11 protein-coding genes are annotated in these 14,014 nt (G+C 63.7%); 1 reads left to right on the top strand and 10 read right to left on the bottom strand.

Going from position 1 to position 14,014, the window contains the following annotated elements; translation table 11 throughout:
• Positions 1 to 120: 120 nt before the first annotated feature.
• The 9 genes from ASD01_RS20300 to ASD01_RS20260 form a co-directional block, all read right to left on the bottom strand.
• Positions 121 to 2,505: an aldehyde dehydrogenase family protein gene (locus tag ASD01_RS20300; protein ID WP_060644419.1), complete on the bottom strand. Its 2,385-nt coding sequence runs from the start codon at positions 2,503 to 2,505 to the stop codon at positions 121 to 123.
• A gap of 5 nt (positions 2,506 to 2,510) precedes the next feature.
• A complete protein-coding gene (gene deoC / locus ASD01_RS20295; protein WP_034799432.1) occupies positions 2,511 to 3,524 on the bottom strand; it encodes a deoxyribose-phosphate aldolase in 1,014 nt (337 codons plus the stop codon).
• 173 nt (positions 3,525 to 3,697) lie between these two features.
• Positions 3,698 to 4,429 carry a DeoR family transcriptional regulator gene (locus ASD01_RS20290; protein ID WP_060644418.1) on the bottom strand — a complete coding sequence of 244 codons (732 nt, stop codon included), beginning with the start codon at positions 4,427 to 4,429 and terminating at the stop codon, positions 3,698 to 3,700.
• 220 nt (positions 4,430 to 4,649) lie between these two features.
• Complete coding sequence (locus tag ASD01_RS20285) at positions 4,650 to 6,455, bottom strand: aminopeptidase P family protein (protein WP_082584663.1); 1,806 nt, start codon at positions 6,453 to 6,455, stop codon at positions 4,650 to 4,652.
• 10 nt (positions 6,456 to 6,465) lie between these two features.
• Positions 6,466 to 7,488: an ABC transporter ATP-binding protein gene (locus tag ASD01_RS20280; protein WP_063894882.1), complete on the bottom strand. Its 1,023-nt coding sequence runs from the start codon at positions 7,486 to 7,488 to the stop codon at positions 6,466 to 6,468.
• Positions 7,489 to 7,490: 2 nt separating this feature from the next.
• On the bottom strand, positions 7,491 to 8,504 hold the full coding sequence (locus ASD01_RS20275; RefSeq protein ID WP_060530290.1) for an ABC transporter ATP-binding protein: 1,014 nt from the start codon (positions 8,502 to 8,504) through the stop codon (positions 7,491 to 7,493).
• A 1-nt stretch (position 8,505) separates the two neighbouring features.
• Positions 8,506 to 9,375, bottom strand: coding sequence for an ABC transporter permease (locus ASD01_RS20270; RefSeq protein ID WP_082584662.1), 870 nt, complete (start codon positions 9,373 to 9,375; stop codon positions 8,506 to 8,508).
• On the bottom strand, positions 9,372 to 10,313 hold the full coding sequence (locus ASD01_RS20265) for an ABC transporter permease (protein WP_060518297.1): 942 nt from the start codon (positions 10,311 to 10,313) through the stop codon (positions 9,372 to 9,374). Before ASD01_RS20265 ends, ASD01_RS20270 begins: the two co-directional genes overlap by 4 nt.
• Before the next feature lie 63 nt (positions 10,314 to 10,376).
• Complete coding sequence (locus tag ASD01_RS20260; RefSeq protein WP_060530288.1) at positions 10,377 to 11,954, bottom strand: ABC transporter substrate-binding protein; 1,578 nt, start codon at positions 11,952 to 11,954, stop codon at positions 10,377 to 10,379.
• Positions 11,955 to 12,181: 227 nt separating this feature from the next.
• Here ASD01_RS20260 and ASD01_RS20255 point away from each other — a divergent pair, with 227 nt between their 5' ends.
• The gene (locus ASD01_RS20255) at positions 12,182 to 12,802 is read left to right on the top strand and encodes a helix-turn-helix domain-containing protein (protein ID WP_082566307.1); all 621 of its coding nucleotides are present in this window, start codon (positions 12,182 to 12,184) and stop codon (positions 12,800 to 12,802) included.
• Positions 12,803 to 12,873: 71 nt separating this feature from the next.
• Here the strand turns inward: ASD01_RS20255 and ASD01_RS20250 are convergent, their stop codons facing one another.
• Positions 12,874 to 13,905: a trans-3-hydroxy-L-proline dehydratase gene (locus ASD01_RS20250; protein WP_034799409.1), complete on the bottom strand. Its 1,032-nt coding sequence runs from the start codon at positions 13,903 to 13,905 to the stop codon at positions 12,874 to 12,876.
• Positions 13,906 to 14,014: the final 109 nt, after the last annotated feature.

Raw genomic sequence — 14,014 nt, 5'->3', positions numbered from 1 at the left:
GGCGCGCTCCGGTTTCCGTGGCGCGCAATGCATTCCCCCTTGCAGGCGAACGCGTCTCCCTACTGTTCACTTGTCCCACAGCGCGGGCCGGCTCCCCCCGCCCCGCGCGTGGTGGCTCTCCTACTCGCCGTAGGGGATCCAGATGTTCTTGACGTCCGTCGCGCGGCGCAGATAGGCCGGGCCTTCTGCCGCCTCGCGATCGAGCCAGTTCGTCGCCTTTCCGTAGTCGACAAAGGTGCGCTTCAGGTTGCCGACCGAGAGCCTCTCCACGAGGGTCGAAAGTTCCGCCGAGCCGAAAGCCCAGAGCGCATCCACGTCGTTGTGGCTTGCGAGCGTCTTTGCCAGTTCGATCGTCGAACCGGTGACGATGTTGACGACACCGGCCGGGACGTCTGATGTTTCGAGCACCGTATAGAAATCGGTGGCCGCCAGCGGATGCTGTTCGCTCGGCACCACGACGACACGGTTGCCGGTGGCGATCAGCGGCGCGACCAGACTGATCATGCCAAGCAGCGGCGCTTCCGGCGGGCAAACGACGCCGACGACACCGATCGCCTCGGGGATCGCAAGTGCTACGCCGCGAAGCGGCGGCTGGTGGATCGCGCCTTCGTACTTGTCGGCCCAGGCGCCATAGGTGAAGAGGCGTGCGATCGAGGCTTCGACTTCCGCCTTGGCGTTGGCGGCAGACGCGCCGGTCATGTCGGCGATCCGATCGGCGAATTCGCCCGCACGGCCACTCAGGTTTTCGGCGATGTAGTAGAGGATCTGCGCGCGGTTGTGCGTCGTTGCCGACGACCAGCCGGATGCGGCTTGCGCTGCGACGACTGCGTTGCGGATGTCCTTGCGGTTGCCCTCGCCGACCTCGCCAAGCACCTTGCCCTTGGGCGAGAGCACGTTGCGGTTATAGTTGCCATCCGGCCGTGCCTGCTTGCCGCCGATGAAAAGCTTGGCGGTACGGTCGACGTCAGGCATGGCGAAATCGCCAGCTACGGGCTTCAATGCCGGTTCGACGGCGGCGGGACGCGGCTTGCGGCCGGCCCAAGCTTTCGGCTTCAGATATTCGTAGCAGCCCTCGCGACCACCCTCGCGGCCGAAGCCGGATTCGCGCTTGCCGCCGAAACCGGCAGACGCATCGAAGAGGTTAGTCGCATTGACCCAAACCACACCGGCGGCGAGCTTGGCCGCGACATGCAATGCCAGGCCGATGGTCTCGCTCCAGACGCTGGCGGCAAGGCCGTAGCGCGTATGGTTGGCAAGCTGGATCGCCTCTTCCGGGGTGCGGAAGGTCATGGAGACGGCGACGGGCCCGAAGATCTCTTCCGTCGCAACGATCGAGGTCGGCTGCACGCCGGTGAGCAGGGTCGGCGGATAGAAGCTGCCGCCCTTCGGCAGTTCGATCTTCGGCTGATGCAGCGCTGCTCCTTCGGCGACGCCCTTGGCGACCAGGTCTTCGATCCGCTGCAACTGCACCGGCGCGACGATTGCCGCCATGTCGATCGCCTTGTCGAGCGGATGGCCGACGCGCAGCGTCTGCATGCGGCGCTTCAGGCGCTCGTAGAACAGCGGTGCCACGCCTTCCTGCACGAGGATGCGCGAGCCGGCGCAGCAGACCTGGCCCTGGTTGAACCAGATGGCGTCAACCACGCCTTCGACGGCGCCGTCGATATCAGCGTCGTCAAAGACGATGAAGGGTGACTTGCCGCCGAGTTCGAGCGTCAGCGACTTGCCGGTGCCGGCGGTGCGCTCACGGATGAGGCGGCCGACTTCGGTCGAGCCGGTAAAAGCGATCTTGTCGATGTCCGCATGCTCGACAATAAGCGCGCCGGTTTCACCTTCGCCGGTAACGACGTTGAGCACGCCGGCCGGAAGACCTGCTGCAGCGGCCAGTTCGGCAAAGAGCAGCGCCGTCAGCGGCGTGAATTCCGCCGGTTTCAGGATCACCGTGTTACCGAGCGCCAGAGCGGGCGCGACCTTCCAGGCGAGCATCAGGAACGGGAAGTTCCAGGGAATGATCTGGCCGACGGCGCCGACCGGAACCTGATCGGCAAATTCGGTTTCCTGCAGCTGCGCCCAGCCGGCATGGTGATAGAAGTGGCGGGCGGCCAGCGGCACGTCGATGTCGCGGGTTTCGCGGATCGGCTTGCCGTTGTCGATCGCCTCGACCACGGCGATCAGGCGCGCATGGCGCTGGATCACGCGGGCGAGCGCATAGAGATGGCGGGCGCGGGCATGGCCCGGCAGCTTCGCCCAGGCGGCTTGCGCCTTGCGGGCAGCGGCGACGGCATCGTCAACATCCTTGGCACCGCCGAGCGCGATCTTTGCGAGCAGCTTGCCGGTTGCCGGCTCGTTCGTCTCGAAGGTCTTGCCGGACGCGGAGGCGACGAAGGCGCCGTTGATGAAGTGGCCGAATTCGCCCTTGTGGCGCGCCAGCCACTGGCGGGCTTCCGTGTCGGCTTCCGGTGCTGGACCATAGGACATTTCGTCAAAATACCTTGCGACAGTCATCGGGATCATCCAATCGGGTGACGGTTGAGGGCCGAATAGGCGCCGGTAATGTGGTGTTCGAGCTGGCGCTCGATATCGGCAAGCAGGCTCGATGCGCCGATGCGGAAGAGATCCGGCTCGAGCCATTCGCGCCCGAGCTCGTCCTTCATCAGGAACTGGTAGTTCAAGATGTCCTTTGCCGCAGAAATGCCGCCCGCCGGCTTGTAGCCGACCTTGAGGCCGGTCTGCTCCTGATAGGCCCTAATCATGCGCAGCATGATGAGCGTCACCAGCAGCGTGGCGTTGACGCCTTCCTTGCCAGTCGAGGTCTTGATGAAATCGGCGCCAGCCATCATGCAGACGAGCGAGGCACGCGCGACGTTGCGCAGCGTCTTCAGGTCGCCGGTCGCAAGAATAGCCTTCACATGAGCGTCACCGCAGGCGGCTCGGAAATCGCGCATCTCGTCGTAGAGCGCCTGCCAGTTGCCGGTCAGCACATGCTCGCGGGTGATGACGATGTCGATTTCCTTGGCGCCATCGGCGACAGATGCCTCGATTTCCCGCAGCTTCACATCATGCGGGATGAGGCCGGCCGGAAATCCGGTGGAGACGGCAGCAACGGGGATACCGGACCCTTCGAGCGCCTCGACGGCGGTCGAGACGAAGCGATGATAGACGCAGACAGCGCCCGTCGTGATGCCGCGACCGCCCATGCCGAGCGCGTCGAGCAGATCCTGGCGCACCGGTTGGCGCGCCTTGGCGCAGAGCCGCTTGACGCGCTCCGTCGTGTCGTCGCCATTGAGGGTCGTCAGATCGATGCAGGTAACGGCTTTCAACAGCCAGGCGGCCTGCGCGTCCTTCTTCACCGTGCGGCGACCGGGCAGCGTCGCAACGCGACGCTCGGCGGCCGACAGGTTGACGCGCTGGTCCAGCACCCAGCCAAGATCGAGATCGATGCCGTTGTTGCGCGGCCAGTTATGGCCCGCCGCCGGCGAATGCGCGGCCTTCGGCGCGCCAGTTTTCACAGCAAGGTCTTCCAAGCGATGGCTCCTTGAACTCCCTGTCACGACCAGCCGCACTCGAGCACAGCCGCCGAGAACTCATTTTTGTTATTTTTCTATCGATTTTTTGTGACTATTCCATCAAGAACAGAGAGTGTCAAGCGAGACACCGCCGTTTTGACGATTTCGTAATATTTTTGCGGATGCCGCCTTCACAGGCCCGGCAGCTGCGTTTCGCCCTCTTCGGTGATGATAGAGCGAAAAACGCCGATTGGCGCGAAAAAAGCCGGCTTCAGCTTGCCAATCTTGCTGAGGTCGACGACCAGATGGCTCTCGCGCGCCAGCGAGATGACCTTCTGCTTCACCGACACCTCGTGGAAATGCACGCAGGTCGCACCACGCGCCGGATCGATGCCGGCGGCCGACAGGAAGGCGACGTTGATGCCGAGCGAATCGAGAGTCTCCAGACCGGAGTTGCCGGAAAAAGACGCAGACGAAGGGTGATAGACGCCACCAAGCATGACGATCCGGACATTCGGCTTATGGGTCAGCTTCTCCGCCACGTTCAGGGAATAACATACTGCTGTTATTGAATAATTCTCGGGAACGAGGTCGACGAGATATTCGAGTGTGGTGCCGCAATCGATGAAGATCGTCTCGTCCGGGCGGATATGGCGCGCCGCGTGGACACAGGCCTCGCGCTTGGCGGCAGCGTGGCTGTCGGCCTCGCGTGCCAGCTCGTAGGGCGTATCGCCTTCGATCTCCGACGCCGGCACGATATGTCCGCCGAGAAAAGCAAACTGTCCGGGATTGTCGGCAACGTCACGACGGATCGTCATTTCAGAGACGCCGAGCAGGGCCGCGGCGTCGCGCAAGTGCAGGACTCTCCGTCCTGAAAGGGCATCGGCGAGCTGGATGATGCGGGCTGTCTTGCGGCTGACCATGATTTCTTCCGTGTCCGACGAGTTCTGCAGCCGTTCATGGCGTGAACAGGTTTTGTGAAAAATATCACAAACCATCTCCCCCAAGCAAGAGGAGTCACATTGATTGAAAGCGACCTGATCGCGGCCGGGGAGCCCATCGCCAAGAAATGACAACGGCGGACCAACCGGCCCGCCGCTCCACTGTCGTCATATCAATCCGCGAGAAGAAGCGGACGAGGCGCTATCGCGCGCTGATCGGAGCCGTCCGGTCGGAAAGCCAGCCCACCGTCTCCGGTTCAAGCAAGCCGTCCAGTTCCTGCGCGACGCGACGGTGATAGGCATCGATCCAGGTCCGCTCAGCCGCCGTCAGCAAGCCGAAATCGGCCAGCCGCAGATCGATCGGCACCAGCGTCAGGCTGCGGAAGCTCAGGAAACCGTCGCCGTCGTCGACCACCTCCACCTGGTTTTCGATGCGGATGCCGTAGGCGCCGGCCTTGTAGTAGCCCGGCTCGATCGTCGTCACCATGCCCGGCTTCAACTCGATCTCGTTGACGCGGCGATCGAAGCGCTGCGGCTGTTCGTGGACCGAGAGAAAGTGACCGACCCCATGGCCGGTGCCGTGGTCATAGTCGAGACCAAGATCCCAGAGCGGGCGGCGGGCAAAGGCGTCGAGCTGGTGGCCGAAGCTTCCCCTGGGGAATTTCAGCGATGCCATAGAGATCAACCCCTTAAGGACGGCCGTGTAGGCCCGCCGGATCTCGTCGCTGACCGGACCGATCGCCGTCGTGCGCGTGGCATCGGTGGTGCCGGTCAGATACTGCCCGCCAGAATCGAGCAGATAGACACCGTCCTTGCGGATCAGCCCGTTGCTCGCCTCGGTGGCTGCATAGTGACACATGGCGGCATGACCGCCGGCTGCCGAAATCGAGCGGAAGCTCGGCTCGACGAAACTTTCGGCCATCTGGCGATAGGCGAGGATACGCTCTTCCGCTTCCAGTTCGGTCACCGGTTTGCCGCTCGCCTCCCGTTCGGCGGCGTTCCGCTCGAGCCAGGCAAAGAAGCGAACCCAGGCGGCGCCGTCCAGACGGTGACAATCGCGGAAGCCCGAGAGCTCGGTCGCGTTCTTGTGCATCTTGGCGAGCGTGATCGGGCTCTTCGCGAGCTGCACGGTGCCACCTGCGGCACGTGTGGCATGGGCCGTGGCCGACGGGGCAAATCCGGGATCAATCAGCGCCGTGCGTCCGGCCGCCATCGCCCTGACGCGGTCGAGCAGCTTGCCAGGCTCGGCAATGGCAACATCGTCAAGCTCGAAGTCCGAGAGGTCGTTCGGAAGCTTGCGATGATCGACCAGCCATTCCGTTTGCCCGGCGCGGTCGAAGATCAGGAAGGACTGCGGCATCGGGTTGAAGGCGACGTCGCGGCCGCGGACATTGAGGAACCACGCGATATTGTCCGGCTGCGCCTCGATCAAAAGATCGGCCCCCTGCTTCGCCAGCATGGCGGCGATGCGGCGCCTCTTCTCTCCAACACTTTCGCCGGCATTGGCGACCGGGAAGGCGGTAATCTTGCCGAGCGGTTTTTCCGGCTGGTCGGTCCAGATCGCGTCGACAAGATCCCCGTCGACGGGCGTCCAGACACCACCCGCCAGCTCGACCGAGCGGCTGCAATCCGCATCCCATGTGGACGGCAGCAGCATTGCATTGAAGCCGACGCGTTCGCCGTTGCGCAGATTGTTCTTCAGCCAATCCTTGAGCGGTGCATCATAGAAATGCTCAATCGCGAAGGTGCCGAGCTCCACTTCGTCGCGCACCTGCACCTGATAGCGACCATCGACGAAGATCGCGGCGCGGTCGCGCATGACGATCGCCACGCCGGCCGAGCCAGTGAAGCCGGTGACAAAGGCCAGTCGATGGTCGTGTGGCGCGCAGTATTCGCCCTGATGTTCGTCGAAGCGCGGCACGACGTAGCCGTCGAGCCCCGCTTCCGCAAGTTTGCGCCGCAGCGCGCCGATGCGGCCGGAGATATCCGGCCTTGCTCTCGTATCCATGATGTCTTTCCTATCGAGTGGAGTTTGAGGCGCCGCCGATCGTCTCGGCGAAATGGCAGGCGGTCATGCCTGATCCGACCGGGCGCAACGCCGGCTTTTCGCGGCGGCAGCGTTCGGTCGCGTGCGGGCAGCGCACGTGGAAGGGGCAGCCGGGCGGGATGGCGAGCGGACTCGGCAGCTCACCCGACAGTGCCGGCGTGCGACGCCTGGCGCCCGGGTCAAGCGACGGCGCGGCAGCAAGCAGTCCCTTGGAATAGGGATGCATCGGCTTCGAAAACAGCGCCTCCGACGGGCCGATTTCGACGATGGCGCCGAGATAGATGACGGCGACGCGGTGCGAGACATGGCGTACGAGGCGAAGGTCGTGGGCAACGAACAGCACCGTCAGGCCCAGCTCGTCCTGAAGCTCGATCAGGAGATTGACGACCTGCGCCTGCACCGAAACGTCGAGCGCGGAAACGAGTTCGTCGGCGACCAGGCAGGTCGGTTCCAGCGACAGCGCCCGCGCAATGCCGATGCGCTGGCGCTGGCCGCCGGAGAACTCGTGCGGGAACTTATCCGCGGCCCCTTCGGGCAGCCGCACCAGATCCAGCAGCTCGTCGACGCGACGATCGATCGCCGCTCCATCGCGCATGCGATGCACCGTGATCGCCTCTCGCAAAGTATCGCGCACGGTCATGCGCGGGTTGAGCGAGGTATAGGGGTCCTGAAACATCATCTGGACGCGCCGGTTATAGGCGCGCCTCCGTGCCCCCTTGAGGCCGACGACGCTCTCGCCCTCGAACAGGATATCGCCTGATGTCGGCCGGTGCAGGCCGGCGATCAGGCGCGCAAGCGTGGACTTGCCGCAGCCGGATTCGCCGACGATCCCGAGCGTCTCGCCGGGCATCACATCGAGATCGATGCCGTTGACCGCCGAGACGACCTGCTGCGGACGGCGGGCGAGCGTGTCGGACAGCGAGCGCCGTTTCTCGAACTGGATCGACAGCGCACGCAGCGAAAGCAAAGGCGTTGTGCTTGCTGAAGTGGGCATGATCATTGCGCCGCCTCCCGCGGTCCGAAATGCGCTTGGGCATCTTCAAGATGATGGCAGGCAACGAGCCGCGACGAACCGATCTCTTCGAGCGCTGGCCGAATGTCAGGACATTCGCGTCCTGCGACCGGACAGCGGGCGCTGAAGGCGCAGCCGCCTGGAAGCGCGTTCAACGCCGGCGGCGCGCCGGGGATCGAATAGAGCGGCGTTCGCGGCGCAACGTCGCGCGGGATCGAGCGCAACAACCCCAAGGAATAGGGATGGCGCGCATCGGCGATCACATCCGTCGTCGTACCGACTTCGCAAAGCCTGCCACCATACATGACGGCCACGCGATCGCAGGTCTCGGCGACGACACCCATGTCATGGGTGACGAGGATCACCGCCATGCCGAGATCGCGGCTCAGCGACTGGATGAGCCTGAGGATCTGGTCCTGGATGGTGACATCGAGCGCTGTCGTCGGCTCGTCGGCCAACAGCAGCTTCGGATTGGAGGCAAGCGCAATCGCGATCATCACCCGCTGGCGCATGCCGCCGGAGAACTCGTGCGGGAAATCGTCGAGACGATTGCGGGCGCCGGGGATGCCGACGAGATCGAGCAGTTCGATCGCGCGTGCCTTCCGCGCTTTGGCGTCGAGGTTCGTATGCGCCACGAGGTTTTCCTGGATCTGCAGGCCGACCGTCAGCAGTGGATTGAGCGACGACATCGGCTCCTGGAAGATCATCGCGATCTCGCGGCCGCGGATGCGCCGGAGACGCGCCTCGTCGAGCGGAACGAGGTCGCGGCCGTTCCAGAGGATTTCGCCGGCGACCCGGCCGCGCGGCCGGATGATGCCGAGGATCGAGCGCAGCGTGATGCTCTTGCCCGAGCCGGATTCGCCGACCAGCCCAAGGATCTCGCCCTGCCCCACCTGGAACGAGACGTCGTCCACCGCGACCAGTGGGCGATCTTGCGGGCCGAACTCGGTTCGAAGGTGCCTGACGTCGAGCACGACCGGTTTTTCTGTGCTTTTCATCTCAGCGCCCCTTCGGCCGAAGCAGATCGGCCAGCGCGTCGCCGACGAGGCTGAAGCCGAGCCCGGTCAGGACGATGGCGATGCCCGGCATCAGGCTCATCCACCAGGCCGTCATCAGGAAGTTGCGGCCCTCGGCGATCAAGACGCCCCATTCGGCAGCCGGCGGCTGTGCGCCGAGGCCGAGATAGCCGAGCGACGAGCCGAGCAGGATCGCGAGCGCCATATCGGTCATCCAGTAGACGAGGATTGGCGAGATCGCGTTCGGCAGCAGATGGCGGAAGATGATGCGGCGATCGGAGTAGCCGAGAACCCGGCCGGCCGCGGCATAGTCGTTGGCCTTCTGCGCCATGATTTCGGCGCGCGTCAGCCGGGCGTAATAGACCCAGTTCACCGCGGTGATCGCCACATACATGTTGACGAGGCCAGGGCCCAGCACCGCGACGATCGCGATCACCAGCACCAGAAAGGGAAAGGTGATGATCGCGTCGACGCAACGGCCGAAGATCACGTCGGCAATGCCGCCGTAGTAACCGACGAAGGCGCCAACGGTGAGGCCGATCAAAAGTGCGAAGATCGTCGCGAAGAAGGCCATCTGCATGTCGACGCGATAGGCCCAGATGACGCGCGAGAGCACATCGCGGCCGAAGTTGTCGGTGCCGAAGGGATGCGCAAGGCTCGGCCCCTGCTGGATCGCCTGGAGGTCGAAGGCAAGCGGGTCATAAGGAGCAAAGAGCTGAGGGAACACCGCAAGCGCCAGCGACAGGCCGAGAATGACAATGCCGATCACGAAAGAAGGACGGGCGAAGGCGCGTGCCAGAAAGGCCGCCAGCCGTCCCCGCGTCCGCGAATGGGTTTCGGTCAGGACCGTCATGATTGGCGAAGCCTCGGGTCGAGCCAGGATTGCACGACATCCGTCAAGAGGAAGACGACGGAGACGAGCACGGCGAAGGTGAGCGTCAGGCCCTGGATCAGCGGATAGTCGCGGGCAAAGATCGCCTCCAGCATCAGCCGGCCGACACCAGGAATGGCAAAAACCGTCTCGGTCACCAGCGTGCCGCTCATCAGGTTGCCGATTGACAAACCCAGCAGAGTGACCGTCGAAACGAGCGCATTGCGCAACACGTGCCGGGTCATGATGATGCGCGGCGACAGGCCCTTGGCCCGCGCGAACTGCACATAGTCGGCGTCGAGCACCTCGATCAGCGAGGCGCGCAGATTGCGCAGGATGATCGCCGACGTATAGAGCGCGACGCTGAGTGCGGGCAGGATCAGGTGATAGAGATTGGCGAAAAAGGTCTTGCCGTAGCCGCCGACCGGAAACCAGCGCAACTGCGCCGCAAGCACGGTGAGCAGCAGGAGCCCGATGTAAAAGACGGGCATGGAAAGACCGACCTGAAAGACGCTGCGGATGGCAACATCGACAGGGCTGTTGACGCGCGCTGCCGCGAGGAAGGCGAGCGGCCCGGCGAGGAACACAGCAAGCACGACCGCATAGAGCGCCAGGAAGATCGTCGTCGGCAACCGGCTGAGAATGACCTCGGTCACCGGCGCCTTCAACATGATCGAGCGGCCGAGATCGCCGGTCAGCGTGTTCTTGACGAAGACGAGGAACTGCACCGGCAACGGCTCATCGAGACCGAGATTGTGCCGGATCTGTTCAAGCTGCGCATCGGTCGCCTTGGCCTCGGCCATGGCGATGGCCGGATCTCCCGGCAAAAGGCGCACGAGCAGGAAGATGAAGATCATCACCAACAGGAACGTCGGGATGATCTGCAGCAGCCGTGCAACGAGATAGGAAAGTGAGGGCATGATTCCAACCTTCAACGGAGAACCGGGCGGCTTGCCGCCCGGCTTTCGCAGATCGTTCCGCTATCAGTCGGCGCGCCAGGCTTCAGAGAAGTCATTGGCGCCGAGCGGCGTCTGGACGTAGCCTTCGATCGATTTCGAGACGGCGACGGCAAACGGCGTTTCGAACAGGAAGAGCAACGGTGCCTCGGCCGCGTAGATCTCCTGCATGCGCTTGTATTCGTCCTTGCGCTTGGCCGGATCGGTCTCGACGTTGGAGGCCTCGAACAGCGTGTTGAATTCCTGGTTGTTCCAGCCGGTGCCGACGGCCTGACGCTGCTTGTAGTAGCCGAGCCAGCCGGTCACCTGCGCCGGGTCGTTGACGTCGTTCGCCCAGCCATAGGTATGGATGTCGAAATCGCCGGACCGGTTCTTCTCGCCGCGGGTCGGGTTGTCGACCTGCTCGACCTTGAGGTTGACGCCGAGTGGCGCCCACATCTGCTGAAGTGCGGTAAACAATGTTGCATCGTCGGCGCTGCCGGCAAGCGTCGTCAGATTCACCTCGAAACCACCGCTGAGGCCAGCTTCGGACAGCAGCTGTTTGGCCTTTTCCGGATCGTAGGGGTAGAGCGGCTCGGGGCCATAGTGGAGCTGCGTCGCAGCCGACATCAGCGAGGTCATCGGCTTGCCGGTATCGAAGGTCACGAGCTTGATCAGCACGCTCTTGTCGGTCGCATAGTTCAGCGCCTGGCGCACCTTGACGTCGGCAAGCGGGTTCTTCGCGCCGTCCTTCTTCGCTTCGCGCGTGTTGATCGGCGCGTAGACGATGCGGGTCGAGGGGAAGAGCTCCATCTTCAGGTTCGGATCGGCGCCGAGCTCGCCGACGCGGGCAAACGGAATGAACTCGGCGGCGTCGACTTCGCCGGCCTGAAGCTTGAGGATGCGGGTCGCGTCATCCGGAATGACGAGGAATTCCACCCGGTCGAGATAGGGCAGCGGCTTGCCGTCTTCGCCCTGGCGCCAGTAGTTCGGGTTGCGCTCGAAGCTCATGCTCGAGCCCTGCACATGGCTCTTCATGACGAAGGGCCCCGATGTCACCGGACCGGCCGAGAAGAAGGCGCGCGCCTTTTCCTGGTCGGTCGCGCCGGCCGCCTTTTCGAAGGCCGCCTTTGGCATGATGCCGGTGTTGAAAGTTGCAAGGATCGAGATGATCGTCGGGTCGGGATTTTTCAGCGACACAGTGATCTTGTTGCCATCGGCCGTGACCGCGTCGACGGCGCCGAGCAGCCCCGCCCAGGGGCCGAGTTCGGCATTGCGTGCCCGATCCAGCGAGAAGACGACATCGGCGCCGGTAAGGTCGGAGCCGTCGGAAAACTTGAGGCCGCTTCGAAGCGTCAGGGTGATAGTCTTGCCATCTGCCGAAACCTCGTGAGCCTCGGCGAGACCCGGCACGATCGAACCATCAGGACCGTTGCGGAGCAGCGTTTCGTAGAGACCGTTCACCATCCAGAGATCGGGATTGCGGTCGGCGTAAACGGGATCGATGACGGTCGAGTCGTCGTAGCGGGCGAATGTCATCGCGCCACCGCGTTCGATCGCAAACGCCGAGGTGGCCGCAAGCAGACCCAGCGTCGTGCCGAGCAGAATAGGCAATATAGGTTTCATCTCACTCCTCCTTTTGACCGCAGCCGACATCGATCGCGCGCTGAACACGTTTATTGGATATTGGATCCAATTTTTCTTAGTGTTTTTTGCCGCCGACGGATTGCCGCGAAGACGTTCTTGTAGTTCCCCTTTTCAAGAAGGCTGGCATACGATCTGATCGGCTTGCCGAACCAACTTTAGCTGGACTAAAGTACATCGATAGACGTGAGTCAAGCGGAAAGAAAGTCATGCCCCTGAAGATCGAAGAGGCGCCCGGAGCCCATGAAGGCGCCTCCCTCCCCGAAGCCTCGACACCCGCCTCGCTCGGGCAAATGCTCAGAGCCCGCCGCAAGGAAATCGGCAAGACAATGAAGGACGTGGCGCGCGAGGCCGGGCTTACGGAAGGCTTCATCAGCCAGATCGAGCGCGGCATTTCTACCCCGTCGCTAATCTCGCTGTACAACGTCGCCAATGCGCTCGGCACCAGCGTCGACACCTTCCTGTCGCAGCCGCCGCAGCATTCGCATTCGATGGTCTCGCACGCAGGGGAACGCCCCGGCTACAATGTCGAGACCAAGGAGCGCGTCTACGAACTGATCGAACGCGGCTTTCCGGGCGCGGCGCTCAACGGCTGCATCACCCATATGCCGCCGGGCTATGCGTCGGAACTGACCAGCCACGAGGGCGAGGACTTCCTTTACCTGATCGAGGGCGAGATGCTCTACCAGATCGATGGCAAGGACTATCTGCTGAAGGCCGGCGACACGCTGCACTTCCCCGCCTCGCTGCCGCACCGCGCCCGCAATGTCGGCGCGGGACCGGCCCGCGAACTCTGGGTCGGCACCACCCGGATCATCAAGGAAGACTGAACCGGCAGAACAATCCAAAGGCCTGGGCCGAAAGGTACGGGCCGCAACGAGGCGGCCCGCAAAGGCAGACCTTACTGCTTGCGCGGCCAGGTGTCGGCAAGGCGATAGCCGGCCGGCCACGGATCGGCCGGGTCGAGCATCACCTGGTGCGTGCCGGTGATCCAGGCGCGTCCGGAGATCTCAGGCACGATCGCCGGGCGTCCGCCGACCGTCGTTTCGCCGACGATGCGGCAATTGAAGGTCGAATCGATGATCGAGTGGCCGCTGAAGCGCTGGCCGACCTTCATCAGCCCACGCGCGTGCAGCACCGCCATGCGCGCCGAGCAGCCGGTGCCGGTCGGCGAGCGGTCGAGCTTGGCCGGCTGGATGACCACGGTGTTGCGGCCATGCAGGATGCCGTCCTTTTCTTCGACCGGCATCGTCAGCTGGCAGAAGGAGATATGATCCCATTCCGGATTTTCCGGATGGGTGAAGCCGAGCTGTTCGTTGGCCGCGCGGGTGATTTTGATGCCGGTTTCGGCAAGCTCGCGCGCCTCGTCTGGCGTCACCGAGAAACCAAGAGCGCGAGCGTCGGTGATGACGAAGCTGTCGCCGCCATAGGCGGTATCGACCGTCAACGTGCCCAGACCCTCGACTTCAAGCTTGGCGTCGAGCTTGTCGGCAAAGGACGGCACGTTGGTGACGGTGATGCGCTCGGCCTTGCCGTTGCGGCACTCGGCAACGACGTTGACCAGTCCACCGGGCGCTTCCAGCACCATGCGCGTTTCCGGCTCCTGCATCGGTACGATGCCGCTGTCGAGCAGAACGGTGGAGACGCAGATCGAATTCGAGCCGGACATCGGCGGCGTATCTTCGGGCTCCATGATGATGAAGCCCATGGTCGCGCGCGGGTCCTTCGGCGGCACAAGCAGATTGATGTGGCGGAAGACGCCACCGCGCGGCTCGTTGAGCACGAAATTGCGCAGCGCCTGGTCTTCGGCGATGAAGCGGCGCTGTTCCCAGAGCGTGTTTCCAGGCGGCGGCGCGACACCGCCGACGATGACGTCGCCGACTTCCCCTTCCGCGTGGCAGGAAACGATATGAACGACCTTGTTGCTGCGCATGCGCTTTCTCCTTCCGTGACGGTGGACGGACGCCACCCGGGCGCGCCCTTCACTTGCGGCCGCTCCCCCATTTCACTGGGTGACGCGATGGCGTCGCCCGTCGACGAAA

The organism is Ensifer sp. Root423, assembly GCF_001426275.1.
Classification (GTDB): Bacteria; Pseudomonadota; Alphaproteobacteria; order Rhizobiales; family Rhizobiaceae; genus Ensifer; species Ensifer adhaerens.
Note: the sequence above shows the minus strand (reverse complement) of the source record. Positions and strands in the feature narration are given on the sequence as shown.

What these genes read in the sequence shown, in the direction of transcription:
- ASD01_RS20255 (WP_082566307.1), top strand. Translation starts at nt 12,182, where the DNA reads ATGCCCCTGAAGATCGAAGAGGCGCCCGGAGCCCATGAAGGCGCCTCC.
- ASD01_RS20285 (WP_082584663.1), bottom strand. Translation starts at nt 6,455, where the DNA reads ATGGATACGAGAGCAAGGCCGGATATCTCCGGCCGCATCGGCGCGCTG.
- ASD01_RS20300 (WP_060644419.1), bottom strand. Translation starts at nt 2,505, where the DNA reads ATGACTGTCGCAAGGTATTTTGACGAAATGTCCTATGGTCCAGCACCG.
- ASD01_RS20250 (WP_034799409.1), bottom strand. Translation starts at nt 13,905, where the DNA reads ATGCGCAGCAACAAGGTCGTTCATATCGTTTCCTGCCACGCGGAAGGG.
- ASD01_RS20270 (WP_082584662.1), bottom strand. Translation starts at nt 9,375, where the DNA reads ATGACGGTCCTGACCGAAACCCATTCGCGGACGCGGGGACGGCTGGCG.
- ASD01_RS20275 (WP_060530290.1), bottom strand. Translation starts at nt 8,504, where the DNA reads ATGAAAAGCACAGAAAAACCGGTCGTGCTCGACGTCAGGCACCTTCGA.
- ASD01_RS20260 (WP_060530288.1), bottom strand. Translation starts at nt 11,954, where the DNA reads ATGAAACCTATATTGCCTATTCTGCTCGGCACGACGCTGGGTCTGCTT.
- ASD01_RS20280 (WP_063894882.1), bottom strand. Translation starts at nt 7,488, where the DNA reads ATGCCCACTTCAGCAAGCACAACGCCTTTGCTTTCGCTGCGTGCGCTG.
- ASD01_RS20265 (WP_060518297.1), bottom strand. Translation starts at nt 10,313, where the DNA reads ATGCCCTCACTTTCCTATCTCGTTGCACGGCTGCTGCAGATCATCCCG.
- ASD01_RS20290 (WP_060644418.1), bottom strand. Translation starts at nt 4,429, where the DNA reads ATGGTCAGCCGCAAGACAGCCCGCATCATCCAGCTCGCCGATGCCCTT.